14 protein-coding genes and 1 other annotated feature are annotated in these 17,241 nt (G+C 43.8%); all 14 genes read right to left on the bottom strand.

Annotated features, from left to right (window positions below; all coding sequences use genetic code 11):
• Window positions 1–9 precede the first annotated feature (9 nt).
• Window positions 10–294, bottom strand: a complete 285-nt coding sequence (gene rplW / locus DYI25_RS20980; protein ID WP_213372623.1) for a 50S ribosomal protein L23 — start codon at window positions 292–294, stop codon at window positions 10–12.
• A complete protein-coding gene (gene rplD, locus DYI25_RS20975) occupies window positions 294–917 on the bottom strand; it encodes a 50S ribosomal protein L4 (RefSeq protein WP_213372621.1) in 624 nt (207 codons plus the stop codon). Before rplD ends, rplW begins: the two co-directional genes overlap by 1 nt.
• 26 nt (window positions 918–943) lie before the next feature.
• Window positions 944–1,573: a 50S ribosomal protein L3 gene (gene rplC / locus DYI25_RS20970; RefSeq protein ID WP_192472780.1), complete on the bottom strand. Its 630-nt coding sequence runs from the start codon at window positions 1,571–1,573 to the stop codon at window positions 944–946.
• Between the two features lie 38 nt (window positions 1,574–1,611).
• Window positions 1,612–1,920, bottom strand: coding sequence for a 30S ribosomal protein S10 (rpsJ, locus tag DYI25_RS20965; protein ID WP_009791329.1), 309 nt, complete (start codon window positions 1,918–1,920; stop codon window positions 1,612–1,614).
• Between the two features lie 766 nt (window positions 1,921–2,686).
• Entirely contained in the window at window positions 2,687–3,874 is a 1,188-nt protein-coding gene (gene tuf, locus DYI25_RS20960) for an elongation factor Tu (protein WP_213372619.1), read from the bottom strand.
• 123 nt (window positions 3,875–3,997) lie between these two features.
• On the bottom strand, window positions 3,998–6,076 hold the full coding sequence (gene fusA, locus DYI25_RS20955; protein ID WP_213372617.1) for an elongation factor G: 2,079 nt from the start codon (window positions 6,074–6,076) through the stop codon (window positions 3,998–4,000).
• 48 nt (window positions 6,077–6,124) lie between these two features.
• Window positions 6,125–6,595 (bottom strand): 30S ribosomal protein S7, encoded by a 471-nt coding sequence (gene rpsG, locus DYI25_RS20950; protein WP_023626435.1) that lies wholly within the window; start codon window positions 6,593–6,595, stop codon window positions 6,125–6,127.
• Between the two features lie 40 nt (window positions 6,596–6,635).
• Window positions 6,636–7,058, bottom strand: a complete 423-nt coding sequence (rpsL, locus tag DYI25_RS20945; RefSeq protein WP_023626436.1) for a 30S ribosomal protein S12 — start codon at window positions 7,056–7,058, stop codon at window positions 6,636–6,638.
• A gap of 100 nt (window positions 7,059–7,158) precedes the next feature.
• Window positions 7,159–7,407 (bottom strand): 50S ribosomal protein L7ae-like protein, encoded by a 249-nt coding sequence (locus tag DYI25_RS20940; RefSeq protein WP_041966529.1) that lies wholly within the window; start codon window positions 7,405–7,407, stop codon window positions 7,159–7,161.
• Between the two features lie 180 nt (window positions 7,408–7,587).
• Window positions 7,588–11,190: a DNA-directed RNA polymerase subunit beta' gene (rpoC, locus tag DYI25_RS20935; protein ID WP_213372615.1), complete on the bottom strand. Its 3,603-nt coding sequence runs from the start codon at window positions 11,188–11,190 to the stop codon at window positions 7,588–7,590.
• A 112-nt stretch (window positions 11,191–11,302) separates the two neighbouring features.
• A complete protein-coding gene (rpoB, locus tag DYI25_RS20930) occupies window positions 11,303–14,863 on the bottom strand; it encodes a DNA-directed RNA polymerase subunit beta (protein ID WP_213372613.1) in 3,561 nt (1,186 codons plus the stop codon).
• Between the two features lie 245 nt (window positions 14,864–15,108).
• Window positions 15,109–15,711 (bottom strand): class I SAM-dependent methyltransferase, encoded by a 603-nt coding sequence (locus DYI25_RS20925; protein WP_213372611.1) that lies wholly within the window; start codon window positions 15,709–15,711, stop codon window positions 15,109–15,111.
• Window positions 15,712–16,113: 402 nt separating this feature from the next.
• Window positions 16,114–16,476 (bottom strand): 50S ribosomal protein L7/L12, encoded by a 363-nt coding sequence (gene rplL, locus DYI25_RS20920; protein ID WP_213372609.1) that lies wholly within the window; start codon window positions 16,474–16,476, stop codon window positions 16,114–16,116.
• Between the two features lie 54 nt (window positions 16,477–16,530).
• A complete protein-coding gene (gene rplJ / locus DYI25_RS20915) occupies window positions 16,531–17,031 on the bottom strand; it encodes a 50S ribosomal protein L10 (RefSeq protein ID WP_213372607.1) in 501 nt (166 codons plus the stop codon).
• A 32-nt stretch (window positions 17,032–17,063) separates the two neighbouring features.
• Window positions 17,064–17,200 (bottom strand) — a sequence feature (ribosomal protein L10 leader region).
• Window positions 17,201–17,241: the final 41 nt, after the last annotated feature.

The following is a 17,241-nucleotide window of genomic DNA, read 5'->3' as shown; positions in this document are numbered from 1 at the left end:
ATTGGTTTATTATACTTCGAAGAATTCGATTTCTTTGCTGTCTTGAGTAAGCTTAACGATAGCTTTACGACGTTTGTTTGTGTAACCGCCGAACTTGCCCATACGCTTGAACTTACCTTTGTAGTTCATGATGTTGACTTTTTCAACGTTAACGCCGAAAATAGTTTCAATCGCATCTTTAACTTGAGTTTTGTTAGCTCTAGTATCAACTTCGAAAGTGTACTTCTTCTCAGCCATTAGATCAGAAGAACGTTCTGTGATAACGGGGCGCTTAATGATATCGCGTGCATCCATTATGCAAGCACCTCCTCTACTTTTTCAACAGCTGCTTTTGTCATGATCAGCTTATCATGATTTAGAACATCCAATACGTTGATTCCCTCGGCAGTAACCACAGTTACTCCAGGAATGTTACGTGCAGATAGAGCGACGTTTTCTTCAAGACCTGCTGTTACGATCAATGCTTTCGTATTAACAGATAGACCATTTAGTACACTCTTGAATTCCTTTGTCTTTGGAGCTTCGAAAGCTAGGCTCTCAAGAACAAGGATGTTCTCAGCTTGTACTTTTGATGATAAAGCAGATTTGATCGCTAAACGACGAACTTTCTTAGGCAATTTATAGCTGTAGCTGCGTGGAACTGGTCCGAATACAGTACCGCCTCCGCGCCATTGTGGAGATCTGATAGATCCTTGACGAGCACGTCCAGTACCTTTTTGTTTCCACGGCTTACGTCCACCGCCCGCTACTTCAGAACGAATTTTAGTTTTATGAGTTCCCTGACGTAATGAAGCTCTCTGCATTACTACTGCTTCGAACATTACGTGGTTGTTAGGCTCAATACCAAATACTGAATCGTTAAGTTCGATTTCTCCAACTTGTGAACCAGCTTGGTTGAATAATGCTACTTTAGGCATACTAATTTCCTCCTTTCCTGTAAAAATTACTTAGCTTTTACAGCACCTTTGATTTTTAGAAGGGCTTTTCTAGCACCAGGAACGTTTCCTTTGATAAGAAGAAGGTTACGCTCTGCGTCAACTTTAACGATTTGCAGGTTTTGAACAGTGATCTGCTCTCCACCCATGCGTCCAGGTAGAAGTTTACCTTTGAATACGCGGTTTGGAGCAACAGGACCCATTGAACCAGGGCGGCGGTGGTAACGAGAACCGTGAGCCATTGGTCCGCGAGATTGTCCGTGACGCTTGATAGCACCTTGGAAACCTTTACCCTTTGAGATTCCTGTAACATCTACGATATCGCCTTCTGCGAAAATATCAACTTTGACTTCCTGACCAACTTCATATCCTGCTACATCGACTCCGTTGAATTCTTTTACGAAGCGCTTAGGAGCAGTGTTTGCTTTTGAAACGTGGCCTTTTTCTGGTTTGTTAGAAAGCTTTTCGCGCTTGTCTTCAAAGCCAAGCTGGATTGCTTCGTAGCCATCTGTCTCAGCAGATTTCACTTGAAGCACTACGTTTGGAGAAGCTTCTACAACAGTAACCGGGATAAGGTCGCCGTTTTCAGCAAATACTTGAGTCATACCGATCTTTCTTCCTAAGATTCCTTTGGTCATTTCAGTCACACCTCCTGTGAATTATAATGGTTTATTTATTAAAGTTTGATTTCGATATCTACACCTGATGGCAGGTCTAAACGCATTAGTGAATCGACCGTTTGCGGAGTCGGATTGATGATATCAATCAGACGCTTATGCGTACGCATTTCGAACTGCTCACGTGAATCCTTGTACTTATGCACCGCACGAAGAATTGTGTAAATTGACTTTTCTGTAGGTAGTGGGATTGGACCAGACACCGCCGCACCAGAACGTTTCGCAGTTTCAACAATTTTCTCTGCAGATTGATCAAGAATCCTGTGATCATAAGCTTTCAAACGGATACGAATTTTTTGTTTTGCCATTACTTTCCCTCCTTTTCGCCTATTTTAAAATAGACATTCTCCGCGAAAATTTCCCACACACTCGCCATGGCAAAGCGGCCGGGTGTGTCAGCAACCTTTCGCATCATCGCAGTCAAAGACCAACATTGTCTATTATACATAAAACATAACTCAAACGCAACATCATTTCTGCAATTTCATTATGTTTAACACACTTTTACTATTATAGCGGGGGTTAATGCATTTTACAAGGGGAGAAGAAGATTTCTAACTATTTGGACGTGGTGAAAAATATTCCTTTTGTTTAAAGGTTATATATATAGAAGAAACTGATTCAGATATCGTTTATAGGGAAGATAGTTAGTTGGTGAAACTGTTCTCCAGCAAGGGAAACTGTCACTTCTACATTTTTTTCCGGCTGTTATTACCCATGGCTGAGTTGTCTGGAGTGTTTACTCAGAGTTGCCAAGCTAAATGCAAATTTATGTGACCCGTAATCTTTTTTTCTTCCACGTTACGGGACAAAATTTACTATTAGTTGACGATAAACTATATTCCTCAACTTTTATGGGCTCATTATCGGGATATAAGTGACGATAAACTCTCTCCCTGCTTATTATAGGGAACGTTATGCTTTTTATATGGGATTGTAAGTTCACTTTCTACATTTGTTTGCAGAGTTTTGTTATTAAAATGGCACAGGTTTCTTAAATATGTTCTAGTCATACGAAAATTAATCAAAAAAAACAGCTGGATCGTCATCCAGCTGTTTTGCATTTTATTAAAATTACTCTTGAATTGAAGCTACAACGCCAGCGCCTACAGTACGGCCGCCTTCACGAATTGAGAACTTAGTTCCTTCTTCGATAGCGATTGGAGCGATTAGTTCAACAGTCATTTCGATGTTATCACCAGGCATAACCATTTCTACGCCTTCAGGAAGGTTACAAATACCAGTTACATCAGTTGTACGGAAGTAGAACTGTGGACGGTAGTTTGTGAAGAATGGAGTGTGACGTCCACCTTCTTCTTTTGAAAGAACGTATACTTCAGCAGTGAACTTTGTGTGTGGCTTAACAGAACCTGGCTTAGCAAGTACTTGACCACGTTGGATATCTTCACGAGCTACCCCACGAAGAAGTGCACCGATGTTGTCTCCAGCTTCTGCATAGTCAAGAAGCTTACGGAACATTTCAACACCTGTTACAGTTGTAGATTTTGGCTCTTCAGTCATACCGATGATTTCGATTACGTCACCGACTTTAACTTGTCCACGCTCAACACGTCCAGTAGCAACTGTTCCACGGCCAGTGATTGAGAATACGTCCTCAACAGGCATCATGAAAGGCTTGTCAGTGTCACGAGTTGGTGTTGGGATGTACTCATCAACTGCAGCCATAAGCTCAGTGATTTTTTCTTCCCATTCTGGAGCTCCTTCAAGAGCTTTAAGAGCAGAACCTTTGATAACTGGGATGTCATCGCCAGGGAAGTCGTATTCAGAAAGAAGGTCACGTACTTCCATTTCTACTAATTCAAGAAGTTCTTCGTCGTCAACCATGTCACACTTGTTCATGAATACAACAAGGTAAGGTACGCCTACCTGACGAGAAAGAAGGATGTGCTCACGAGTTTGTGGCATTGGACCATCAGCAGCAGATACTACAAGGATTCCGCCGTCCATTTGCGCAGCACCAGTGATCATGTTCTTAACATAGTCAGCGTGTCCTGGGCAGTCAACGTGTGCATAGTGACGAGTTTCAGTTTCGTACTCAACGTGTGCAGTTGAGATTGTGATTCCACGCTCGCGCTCTTCTGGAGCAGCGTCGATTTGGTCGTAACCGCGTGCTTCACCGCCACCTACTTTAGAAAGAACAGTAGTGATAGCAGCTGTTAGAGTAGTTTTACCATGGTCAACGTGACCAATTGTACCAATGTTAACGTGTGGCTTAGAACGATCGAATTTAGCTTTTCCCATTAGAAAAATCCTCCTTTAATTTATGAAAATTAAGTATATTTTAATGTGCTGTGAAATAGGATCCCTATTCCACAGCGTTATGCTTACATTAGTAGTTATACTTGATTAATAGGTGAAAATCAATTATTCACCTTTATTTTTTTTGATGATTTCTTCAGAAACAGATTTAGGAACTTCTTCGTAGTGGTCGAAGTGCATTGAGAATACACCGCGGCCTTGTGTGCTTGAACGAAGAGCAGTTGCATAACCGAACATTTCTGAAAGTGGAACCATCGCACGGACAACTTGTGCGTTACCACGAGCATCCATACCTTCGACGCGTCCGCGACGAGCGGTAATCATACCCATGATATCTCCAAGGTATTCTTCAGGGATAACAACTTCAACCCTCATGACTGGCTCAAGGATGACTGGCTTACACTTGGAAGCAGCATTCTTAAGTGCCATTGAAGCAGCGATTTTAAACGCCATTTCAGAGGAGTCAACATCGTGGTAAGAACCGTCAAACAGTCTTGCCTTGATGTCAACAAGTGGATATCCTGCAAGAACTCCGCGATCTAGAGCATCTTCAAGACCAGCTTGAACAGCTGGGATGTATTCACGTGGAACTACACCACCGACGATGCCGTTCTCGAATTCGAAACCTTTTCCTTCTTCGTTTGGAGAGAATTCGATCCAAACGTGTCCGAATTGACCACGTCCACCAGACTGACGTGCAAATTTACCTTCAACAGAAGCTGATTCGCGGAAAGTTTCACGGTATGCAACCTGAGGCGCACCTACGTTAGCTTCCACTTTAAATTCGCGCTTCATGCGGTCAACGATGATGTCAAGGTGAAGCTCACCCATTCCAGCGATGATAACCTGTCCAGTTTCCTGGTCAGTGTGTGCGCGGAATGTAGGATCTTCTTCTTGAAGCTTTTGCAATGCAGTTGTCATCTTGTCCTGGTCAGCTTTTGACTTAGGCTCAACTGATAACTGGATTACAGGCTCTGGGAACTGCATGGATTCAAGAATAACTAGAGACTTTTCATCACATAGAGTGTCACCAGTAGTTGTATCTTTCAAACCAACAGCTGCAGCGATGTCGCCAGCGTAAACCTTTGAGATTTCCTGACGGCTGTTCGCGTGCATCTGAAGGATACGTCCAATACGCTCACGCTTTCCTTTAGTTGAGTTCTGGACATAAGAACCAGACTCAAGAGTACCAGAGTAAACGCGGAAGAATGTTAACTTACCAACATAAGGGTCAGTCATAACTTTGAAAGCTAGTGCTGAGAAAGGCTCGCTGTCATCTGAATGACGCTCAACCACTTCATCTGTATCTGGAAGGTGACCTTGAATAGAAGGTACATCCAACGGAGATGGAAGGTAGTCGATTACTGCATCAAGCATCAACTGAACACCTTTGTTTTTGAATGCTGAACCACAGATAACTGGGTAGAACTCAACATTTGTAGTACCTTTACGGATTGCAGCTTTGATCTCTTCGACTGTAAGCTCTTCTCCGCCAAGATATTTTTCCATTAACTCTTCATCAAGCTCAGCTACCGCTTCAACTAACTTTTCACGATATTCTTCAGCTTGAGCCATATATTCTTCTGGAATTTCCCCAACAGTGATTTCTGTTCCAAGGTCATTACCGTAGAAGATTGCTCTCATTTCAACTAAGTCGATGATTGCTTCGAACTCATCTTCAGCACCGATCGGAAGTTGGATCGGGTGAGCGTTAGCTTGAAGACGATCATGAATAGTTGATACAGAGTATAGGAAGTCCGCGCCTAGCTTATCCATTTTGTTAACGAATACTACACGTGGAACTCCATAAGTTGTAGCCTGGCGCCAAACTGTTTCTGTTTGAGGCTCAACACCTGACTGTGCGTCAAGTACTGCTACTGCACCATCAAGTACACGAAGTGAACGTTCAACTTCAACAGTGAAGTCTACGTGTCCTGGTGTATCGATGATGTTTACGCGGTGTTCTTTCCAAGAAGCTGTTGTTGCAGCAGAAGTGATCGTGATACCACGCTCTTGTTCCTGCTCCATCCAGTCCATTTGAGAAGCACCTTCGTGTGTTTCGCCGATTTTGTGAATACGGCCAGTATAATAAAGAACACGCTCAGTTGTTGTTGTTTTACCAGCATCAATGTGAGCCATGATTCCAATATTACGAGTTTTTTCTAAGGAGAACTCTCTTGCCATTTGGTCTTTCTCCTTCCTAGTATGAATGTTTTTAGATTGAAGGTAATTCTACCAACGATAGTGAGCGAATGCTTTGTTTGCTTCCGCCATTTTGTGTGTATCTTCGCGCTTCTTAACAGAAGCACCAGTGTTGTTAGCAGCGTCAAGAATTTCGTTAGCAAGACGCTCTTCCATTGTCTTTTCCCCACGAAGACGTGAGTAGTTTACTAACCAACGAAGACCAAGAGTTGTACGGCGGTCTGCGCGCACCTCAACTGGTACTTGGTAGTTAGCTCCACCTACACGGCGTGCTTTTACTTCTAGAACAGGCATGATGTTCTTAAGAGCTGCATCGAATACTTCGATAGGCTCTTTGCCTGAACGCTCACGAATGATATCAAAAGCTGAATAAAGGATCTTTTGTGATTTACCTCTCTTACCATCGATCATCATCTTGTTGATCAAACGAGTGATAAGCTTTGAGTTATAAATCGGATCCGGCAATACGTCTCTCTTTGCAACTGGACCTTTACGTGGCATGTAATTTCCTCCTTTCAAAAAGGGTTATTAGTTTTGTTTGTTATTTCTTTGCTGCTTTTGGTCTCTTAGTACCGTACTTAGAACGGCCCTGCATACGGTTGTTAACACCAGCAGTATCAAGAGCACCACGAACGATGTGGTAACGTACACCCGGTAAGTCCTTTACACGTCCTCCACGGATAAGAACAACACTGTGTTCTTGAAGGTTGTGCCCGATACCAGGGATATAAGCTGTTACCTCGATTCCGTTAGTCAAACGTACACGAGCGTATTTACGCAACGCTGAGTTCGGCTTCTTTGGAGTCATAGTACCAACACGAGTACATACACCACGCTTTTGTGGAGATGAAACGTTAGTTTGTGCTTTTTTGAAGCTGTTGTAACCTTTATTTAGCGCCGGAGATTTTGACTTCTCCTCTTTTGAGCTACGTGGCTTGCGCACTAATTGGTTAATTGTAGGCATGTTTTTTTCCTCCCTTCACTTTTTGTGTAAGCCCACACATCCAGGTGGTTCATTTTTTTACAAAAAACAAAGTTCTTGCAGTTCACTGCAAAAACAGTTTTTACTTGGTAATCGCTACAGCTGAAGCTCCTACGGCAATCCCGCATGCCTTCCCTAATTTTTTCATAGAGTCGACATAAGTGATGGCGGTGTTCATTTCCCTGGCAGTTTGCAATAGATTCGCTGTCACTTTCATGTCAGCATCCTTCGCGATGACCAGTTCGATTACTTCGCCAGCCTTCAGTGCTTTCACTGTTTGCTTTGATCCTACTATTATCTTTTTAGCCTGAGCTACTTTTTCATAAGACATGATATCCTCCAAAGTAACCGGTAAATAGGAGCACCTTTGAAATATTAACACTTAGCGCAAGGGATGTCAACAACATCAATAAACTTTTTCGCTTAAATGTTCCTTTTATTCATAGATTAATTCTTTTTTCTTTAAAAAGGCGGCACTTTCTGCCGTGGCAGAGAGCACCGCGCTTCTTATTTATTCTACAGTGATTGCATCTTCGGCATTTTCTTCTTCCATTGAGATTGGCTCAGCTCTTCTGTAGCGCTGCATACCAGTTCCTGCTGGAACGAGTTTACCGATGATAACATTTTCCTTCAGGCCGAGAAGCTCATCGCGCTTGCCTTTGATCGCAGCATCTGTAAGTACTCTTGTTGTTTCCTGGAAGGATGCTGCAGATAGGAATGAGTCCGTCTCAAGTGATGCTTTTGTGATACCAAGCAATACTGGACGCCCTGTTGCTGGCATTTTCCCGTCAAGAAGTGCTTTGCGGTTAGCGTCAGTGAACTGATGGATCTCAAGCAATGTGCCTGGCAGTACATCTGTTTCACCAGCGTCGATCACCCTGATTTTGCGCATCATCTGGCGGACCATAACTTCTACGTGCTTGTCGCCGATTTCAACACCCTGCATACGGTATACCTTCTGAACTTCTTTCAATAGGTATTCCTGCACGGATTGAACATCTTTGACTCTTAAAAGTTCCTTAGGATCGATTGAACCTTCAGTGAGTTCCTGACCGCGTTTTACATGGTCATTTACAGCAACCTTCAGGCGTGCTGTATATGGCGCATTGTAAGTACGGCTTTCGATTTCACCCTGGATAACAATTTCCTGCTGACGGTCTTTTCCTTCGTTGATGCCAACAACGACACCTTCCAATTCCGAGATGACAGCTTGCCCTTTAGGATTACGTGCTTCGAACAATTCCTGGATACGCGGAAGACCTTGTGTGATATCGTCTCCTGCAACACCGCCGGTATGGAATGTACGCATTGTAAGCTGCGTACCTGGCTCACCGATTGACTGGGCAGCAATGATACCAACTGCTTCTCCCACTTCAACTTCCTGGCCAGTCGCAAGGTTACGTCCGTAACACTTCTTACATACACCGTGGCGTGTATTACATGTAAATGCAGAGCGAATCCACACTTCCTCGATTCCAGCTTCAGTTACTTCAACAGCCAAGTCTTCTGTGATCAATCCGTTTTCAGGTACAATCACAGCCTTTGTTTCAGGATGCTTTATCGCCTTTCTTGCATAACGGCCGATCAAACGCTCTTCTAAAGGTTCGATTACTTCGGTACCATCTTTAAGAGATTTGATAAACAAGCCCCTGTCTGTACCACAATCGTCTTCACGAACGATGACATCCTGTGCTACGTCTACAAGACGGCGAGTCAGGTAACCTGAGTCAGCAGTCTTTAGTGCTGTATCGGCAAGACCTTTACGTGCACCGTGAGTGGAGATGAAGTACTCCAATACTGTCAGACCTTCACGGAAACTTGACTTGATCGGCAACTCGATGATTCGTCCAGCCGGGTTGGCCATCAGACCACGCATACCAGCAAGCTGCGTGAAGTTGGACGCGTTACCACGGGCACCGGAGTCACTCATCATGAAGATTGGGTTTGAGTTATCAAGTGATTTCATCAGCTTAGCCTGGATATTATCCTTAGCCTGACTCCAGATGGAAATAACGCGATCATAACGCTCATCCTCGGTAATCAAACCGCGTCTGAACTGCTTAAGAACATTATCTACCTTAGTCTGTGCTTCTGAAATGATTTCCTGCTTCTCTTTAAGAACCACGATATCTGCCACACCAACCGTAATACCCGCTTTAGTCGAGTAAGTGAAGCCAAGTCCCTTCATACGGTCAAGCATTTTAGATGTTTCAGTGATTTTGAACTTCTTGAAAACTTCCGCAATGATGTTTCCAAGGATCTTCTTCTTGAATGGATCAACCAATTTCATGCTCTTGATAACTTCCTTGATATCCGCGCCTTTTTCAACAAAATACATTTCTGGAGTTTTCTCCTCAAGGTTTTGTTTTGAAGGCTCATTGATATAAGGGAATGAAGCTGGAAGGATTTCATTGAAAATCAGCTTTCCAACTGTCGTGATTAAGAGCTGGCCATTTTGCTCTTCAGTGAATGTCTGGTTGCCAAGTGATGATGCGGCAACAGCAATACGAGTATGAAGATGTACATAGCCATTCTGGTATGCAATCAATGCTTCATTCGCATCTTTGAATACCATACCTTCGCCAACAGCACCTTCTCTTTCCAAAGTTAGGTAGTAGTTACCTAAAACCATATCCTGTGAAGGAGTAACAACTGGCTTTCCATCCTTAGGGTTCAGGATGTTCTGAGCAGCAAGCATCAATAGACGTGCTTCTGCCTGTGCTTCAGCAGAAAGTGGTACGTGGACTGCCATCTGGTCACCGTCGAAGTCAGCATTGTAAGCTGTACATACTAGCGGGTGAAGACGGATTGCGCGTCCCTCGACCAATGTTGGCTCGAACGCCTGGATTCCAAGTCTGTGAAGAGTTGGGGCACGGTTCAGCAATACTGGGTGCTCCTTGATTACATCTTCAAGTACATCCCAGACTTCCGGCTGTACGCGCTCGATCTTGCGTTTGGCAGACTTTATGTTATGGGCTAAGCCCTTTTGTACAAGTTCCTTCATGACGAACGGCTTGAATAGCTCAAGAGCCATTTCTTTTGGCAGTCCGCACTGGTACATTTGCAGGTTTGGACCTACGACGATAACCGAACGGCCTGAGTAGTCAACACGCTTACCAAGTAGGTTTTGACGGAAACGACCTTGCTTACCCTTTAGCATATGTGAAAGGGACTTCAATGGACGGTTACCTGGTCCTGTTACCGGACGACCGCGGCGGCCGTTATCGATCAACGCGTCAACAGCTTCCTGTAACATTCGCTTTTCATTCTGGACGATGATGCTAGGAGCACCAAGATCAAGAAGACGCTTAAGACGATTGTTACGGTTAATTACTCGGCGGTACAAGTCGTTCAGATCGGAAGTCGCGAAACGTCCACCGTCAAGCTGTACCATCGGGCGAAGTTCCGGCGGGATGACAGGAAGAACATCAAGGATCATCCATGAAGGCTCATTGCCTGACCCACGGAATGCTTCTACTACCTCAAGGCGCTTGATCGCACGTGTACGACGCTGACCTTGTGCTGTCCTTAATTCTTCTTTCAGCATATCTGCTTCTTTATCAAGGTCAATGTCAGAAAGCAGCTTTTTGATCGCTTCAGCTCCCATGGCGGCCTGGAACTTGTTGCCATATTTTTCGCGGTAAGCACGGTATTCTTTCTCTGACAGCAATTGCTTCTTTTCAAGAGCAGTGTCACCAGTTTCCGTTACCACATACGAAGCAAAGTATATAACTTCTTCAAGCGCGCGCGGAGACATGTCAAGGACTAGTCCCATGCGGCTAGGAATTCCTTTGAAATACCAAATGTGAGAAACAGGAGCTGCAAGCTCAATATGTCCCATTCTTTCACGACGGACTTTTGCACGTGTTACTTCAACACCGCATCGGTCACAGACTACGCCTTTATAGCGAACTCTTTTGTACTTTCCGCAGTGACATTCCCAGTCCTTCGTCGGTCCGAAGATACGCTCACAGAATAAGCCGTCTTTTTCTGGCTTTAAAGTACGATAGTTAATTGTTTCCGGCTTTTTTACCTCACCGAAAGACCATGAACGGATCTTATCTGGTGAAGCGAGGCCAATTTTCATGTACTCAAAATTATTAACATCTATCAAGGGGCCTACCTCCCTTTTAATCTAGGGTTTTACCCTTATGGCCATCCAAAAAGGAACACACGTGGACAATACTGTTATTCAACTGTTTGTACACGTGTGCCAATAGATGGACCTATTCTTTCATTCCTACTTTTTCAGAACCCATTTCTTCTGTTTCAGGAGCAATTGTCAATGTTTCTGCATGCTGCAATTCTTCTTCATCATCAAAATCGCGCATTTCGATTTCTTTTTCATCGCCTGATAGGATCTTGACGTCCATACCAAGACTCTGAAGTTCTTTCATCAATACTTTGAATGATTCCGGAACGCCTGGCTCTGGTACGTTTTCACCTTTTACAATTGCTTCATATGTTTTGACACGTCCAACAACATCATCGGACTTGACAGTTAAGATTTCCTGCAATGTGTAAGCAGCGCCGTATGCTTCAAGCGCCCAAACCTCCATCTCCCCGAAACGCTGTCCGCCGAACTGAGCTTTACCGCCGAGTGGCTGCTGCGTAACAAGTGAGTATGGTCCAGTAGAACGAGCATGAAGCTTATCGTCTACCATGTGAGCAAGCTTGATCATGTACATGACACCGACAGATACACGATTATCGAATGGTTCACCGGTACGTCCATCATATAGGACAGTTTTCGCATCTCGTGCCATACCAGCTTCCTGGATCGTTGACCATACATCTTCCTCACGGGCACCGTCGAATACTGGTGAAGCAACATGGATTCCAAGGTAGCGCGCAGCCATACCAAGGTGGAGCTCAAGAACCTGACCGATATTCATACGTGATGGTACCCCTAGTGGGTTAAGCATGATATCAACTGGTGTTCCGTCCGGTAGGAAAGGCATATCTTCTTCCGGAAGGATTTTAGAGATAACCCCTTTGTTACCGTGGCGTCCTGCCATTTTGTCACCTTCAGAAATCTTACGCTTCTGAACGATGTAAGCACGGACAAGCTGGTTTACACCTGGAGGAAGCTCGTCGCCATCTTCTCGGTTAAACACTTTAACGTCAAGGACAATCCCGCCGCCGCCGTGTGGAACACGCAATGAAGTATCACGGACTTCCCTTGCTTTTTCACCGAAGATTGCGTGCAGGAGACGTTCTTCCGCAGTCAATTCAGTAACCCCTTTAGGTGTTACCTTACCTACTAGAAGATCCCCATCCTTTACTTCAGCACCGACACGGATGATTCCACGCTCGTCAAGGTTTCTTAGTGCGTCTTCCCCTACGTTCGGAATATCGCGTGTGATTTCTTCAGGTCCAAGCTTTGTATCGCGGGACTCTGATTCATATTCTTCTATATGGATCGATGTATAAACATCGTCTTTAACAAGTCGTTCACTCATGATGATGGCATCTTCATAGTTATAGCCATTCCATGTCATGAATCCAACAAGAACGTTACGTCCTAGTGCCAGTTCACCTTTTTCCATTGATGGTCCGTCAGCAAGGATTTCTCCTTTAACTACACGGTCACCAAGGCTTACGATTGGGCGCTGGTTATAACAAGTACCCTGATTGGAACGAATGAACTTAAGCATGCGGTATTTATCAAGGTCACCCTTAACTTCCTGACCGTCTACTTCAGTAACACGGCGAACCCATACTTGACGTGCTTCAACGTGTTCTACAATTCCTTCATGCTTACAGATTACTGCAGCACCGGAATCCTTTGCATTCACGTGCTCCATTCCCGTACCTACGATTGGTGCTTCCGGCTGCATTAACGGAACAGCCTGACGTTGCATGTTCGCACCCATTAGTGCACGGTTGGAGTCATCGTTTTCCAAGAAAGGAATACATGCAGTCGCTGCGGATACAACTTGCTTAGGTGATACGTCCATGTAATCGACGCGGTCACGTTTGACGACTGTGTTTTCACCACGGAAACGAGCTATTACTTCATCATCAATGAAAGAACCATCATCAGCAAGACGAGCATTCGCCTGTGCCACTACATAGTTATCTTCTTCATCAGCTGTTAAGTAATCAAAATGGCTTGTCACTTTACCTGTTTCCGGATCAACGCGACGGTACGGAGTCTCGATGAATCCGAAGCGGTTGACCTTCGCGAAACTTGAAAGTGAGTTGATCAAACCGATGTTTGGACCTTCCGGCGTTTCAATCGGACACATACGTCCGTAGTGGGAATAGTGAACGTCACGCACTTCGAATCCAGCGCGCTCACGTGTAAGACCACCAGGTCCCAACGCAGAAAGACGCCTTTTATGTGTCAATTCAGCCAACGGATTTGTCTGGTCCATGAACTGTGAAAGCTGGGAGCTTCCAAAGAACTCTTTGATGGACGCAATTACCGGGCGGATATTGATTAATTGCTGTGGTGTAATCGTATTTGTGTCCTGAATAGACATTCTTTCACGGACTACACGCTCCATTCTGGACAAACCAATACGGAATTGGTTCTGCAACAGTTCACCAACAGAACGAAGGCGTCTGTTTCCTAAATGGTCGATGTCATCTGTATCGCCAACACCATGCAGCAAGTTAAAGAAGTAGCTGATGGATGAAATGATATCAGCAGGCGTGATGTTTTTGATTGGTTCAGGGACATACGCGTTTCCTAAAACATTAATTTCTTTCTCGCCCTCATCGTTTGGAGCGTAGATTTTAATGCTTTGCAAAGTTACGTCCTCTTCAACCACGCCGCCGTATGGGCTGAAATCCTTGAAACCAACATTTTTCTCCAGTGCAGGGATGATCTTATCAAGAGTTCGGCGGTCTAAAGTGACTCCTTTTTCTGCGATAATTTCTCCTGTTTCCGGATCTACTAATGTTTCTGCAAGCTTTTGCCCGAATAAACGGTTTTTAATATGAAGCTTTTTGTTGATTTTATAACGCCCTACATTTGCAAGGTCATAGCGCTTTGGATCAAAGAATCTTGATACCAGAAGGCTTTTTGCGTTGTCAACTGTAGGCGGTTCGCCAGGACGGAGACGCTCGTAAATTTCAAGAAGCGCTTTTTCCGTACTTTCCGTATTATCTTTTTCAAGAGTATTACGGATATATTCGTTATCACCGATCAGATCAATGATTTCTTGATCAGAACCGAACCCTAATGCACGCAAAAGAACCGTAACAGGGAGCTTCCTCGTACGATCGATCCTTACATATACAACGTCCTTGGCATCTGTTTCATACTCTAACCAGGCGCCACGGTTCGGAATAACGGTCGCAGTGAACCCTTTCTTCCCGTTCTTATCAAGTTTCCCGCTGTAGTATACGCTTGGTGAGCGCACTAACTGGGAAACGATAACCCTCTCGGCACCGTTAATTACAAACGTGCCAGTCTCTGTCATAAGCGGGAAATCGCCCATGAAGACATCCTGGTCCTTTACTTCACCTGTTTCCTTATTCACAAGGCGGACCTTTACTCGCAATGGCGCAGAGTAAGTGACGTCTCTTTCTTTTGATTCTTCCACTGGATATTTCGGTTCGCCAAGACTGTAATCGATAAACTCTAACGATAAGTTACCAGTAAAGTCTTCAATCGGTGAAATGTCCTGGAACATTTCACGGAGGCCCTCATCAAGAAACCACTGATAGGAAGAGGTTTGAATTTCAATCAAATTCGGCAATTCCAAAACTTCACTGATGCGAGCATAACTTCTACGTTGGCGGTGTCGTCCATACTGAACTAGTTGACCTGTCAACTGATTCACCCCTCAAATCAAGCGTTATTATTCATCTATCCCTGTCTTGTCCATGAAGTTTCCCCCATTTCAAAAGACAAAAAGAAAAAGGGTTTTCTCTTAAAAACCACATTTCCTGCAACGAACAATTATTTTGTTAGTTTTCCCTTAATGCCCAAAATTATACAACTTTCGATGAAAATAGCAATTGAAAAGGAAACTAATATATTGGCATTTTATAATATTAACATAGCGGTTTTCTCACGTCAACATTTAACAGATTTGAGAATAAAGTATCCTTTACTTTTCGCCACTATGTCTACTTCGCCAAATAGCTCTTTCATTTTTTCCATCGCGGATGGGGCACCCTGCTTTTTCTGGATGACCACCCAAAGCTCTCCACCTTCAGCTAAATGGTGGAAACTTTGTTCAAAAATATCATGCACAATCTTTTTTCCGGCACGGATCGGCGGGTTCGTAAGGATTGCATCGAATCCTTTTTCCTCCACCCCAGTAAGCCGGTCGCTTTCATAGATTTTCACGTTGTTCACTTTATTTTCAGACGCATTTTCCTCAGAAAGCATAATCGCTCTTTCATTGACATCCACCATGTGGACCATAGCTCCTGGATAAGCCTTAGCAAGTGAAAGTCCAATCGGCCCATAGCCACAACCAACATCAAGAATCAACCCATCAGCTTTATTTAGTTCGAACGTATCGATCAATAGCCTTGACCCAAAATCGACTTCCTTTTTCGAAAAAACTCCACTGTCAACCTTAAAGCGGAAGCTATTCCCCTTCAATTCACTCTGCCATTTCACAGGATTGCTTTCAGTACTGGGTTTGCGGGAGTAGTAATGTTCAGTCAAAATCTCTCACCTCCACGGGGACTCATTTGAAGAATGCGATCGCGGATTGCATTGCTCCTGCGGTATTATAAACTTTTTAAAATTAAAAAGCAAAAAAGAAAAGCGGAAGCGCCTTGATCAGCCCCGACAAGCGCTGGAGGGCCGACCGGTGAAGTCGTTCTTTGACTTCATTGGGCGGACCGAAGCGACTCGAGGGGCTAGGCGCTGTAGCTGGATATTTCTCAAAGTGAAATTTATACCATTCATATCTACTAAGAAAAGCGGAAGCGCCTTGATCAGCCCCGACAAGCGCTGGAGCTAGACATTTCTCGCAGTTAATATTTTATAATTTCATTCACCTATTAAAGATAAAAAGCTAAAAAAAAGCCCGCTTTAGCAGCGAGCTTTTTATTGTAATGTTGATTACTTAACTTCGATGTTAGCTCCAACTTCTTCAAGCTTAGCTTTGATTTCTTCAGCTTCTTCTTTAGAAACGCCTTCTTTAAGAGCTTTAGGAGCGTTGTCAACAACTTCTTTCGCTTCTTTAAGACCAAGACCAGTGATTTCACGTACAACTTTGATAACCTTGATCTTCTGGTCGCCAGCAGATGCAAGAACTACGTCAAATTCAGTTTGTTCTTCAGCAGCAGCTCCAGCAGCTCCACCCATCATTGCAACTGGTGCAGCAGCAGTTACGCCGAATTCTTCTTCGATTGCTTTTACTAGGTCGTTAAGTTCTAAAACAGTCATGCTTTTAACTGCTTCAATGATTTGTTCTTTAGTCATGATTTGTTTCCTCCTAATAGGTTAGTTTTTTATTTTTAAACCGTAAAAATTAACTTACGCGCCTTGTTCTTCCTTCTGTTCTGCAACTGCTTTTGCAGCAAGAGCAAGATTGCGAACTGGTGCTTGAAGTACGCTGAGTAGCATAGAAAGTAGACCTTCGCGAGACGGTAGGTCTGCAAGTGCCTTGATTTCTTCTACTGTAACGATGTTGCCTTCAACTACACCCGCTTTGATTTCAAGCGCTTCATGCTTTTTAGCGAATTCGTTAAGAATCTTCGCTGGTGCAACTACATCTTCAGTACTGAACGCGATTGCGTTAGGACCTGTTAAAGATGTGTTTAAGTCAGCAAGTTCTGCAGCTTCAGCAGCACGGCGTGTCATAGAGTTTTTGTAAACCTTGAATTCTACGCCAGCTTCACGAAGCTCTTTACGAAGTTCAGTTACTTCAGAAACTGTAAGTCCGCGGTAATCAACAACGATTGTTGATTTGCTTTCTTTTAGTTTGCCAGCAATCTCGTCAACGATTTGCTTTTTTACTTCAATAACTTTGCTCATCCTTACACCTCCTGTAGATTTCTGCATTTATACCGATCAAATAAAAACCTCCGCATCTGGACAGACACGGAGGAAGTATACAATAGTAAAATTGTTGCTCTATCGTATGACCTCGGCAGGTTATTAAGCTAAAAGCCCCTGCTGTCTGCGGTACAAATGTTATTTTATTTTCACAACAAGAAGAATTATATCTAATGCTTCTTTAATTGT

This window comes from Mesobacillus boroniphilus (assembly GCF_018424685.1).
Lineage (GTDB): Bacteria > Bacillota > Bacilli > Bacillales > Cytobacillaceae > Mesobacillus > Mesobacillus boroniphilus_A.
This window is presented reverse-complemented; position numbering and strand designations above follow the sequence as displayed.